General features: G+C 51.4%; 1 protein-coding gene. It reads left to right on the plus strand.

Going from position 1 to position 395, the window contains the following annotated elements; genetic code table 11:
• A partial coding sequence (locus AC066S_RS39905) for a hypothetical protein (protein WP_478272081.1) occupies nucleotides 1-206 on the plus strand: 206 nt, incomplete at its 5' end.
• Nucleotides 207-395: the final 189 nt, after the last annotated feature.

The raw sequence follows: 395 nt of genomic DNA on the forward strand, positions 1-395 counted from the left end.
GACTGAGGTTGACTATCCGGGTCATTTTCCTGCTCAGATTCCCACTGAAGTTGCTGCGCCTCACGGCTTTGAAGACTTTGCACCTGAGTGGGTTTCAGAGTCCATTTCTGACCACCGGCTTGTGGTCGATATTCTTTCGCAAGTCCGCCATGCCATTTGCTGGCATAGAAATGATGGCAGCAGCAGATCACGTCTGCACCATGTGAGGGGCCACTCCCTATGGTTCCGGGATTTCCGAAACTCCCTGGCCTCAGCGGATAGATAATCTGCCTAAATCGGCAGGCGTAAGCAGGCTGCTTTTGTTGGCAAAAATGCAGCTTGCCAAGCAGATAGCCCAAGCCCATAGGCGTCAGCGAGATTTTTGTTATCGTCTGACGCTGATGAATCAAAAAAGC

The sequence above is a fragment of the Bradyrhizobium sp. CFUWI genome, assembly GCF_056429085.1.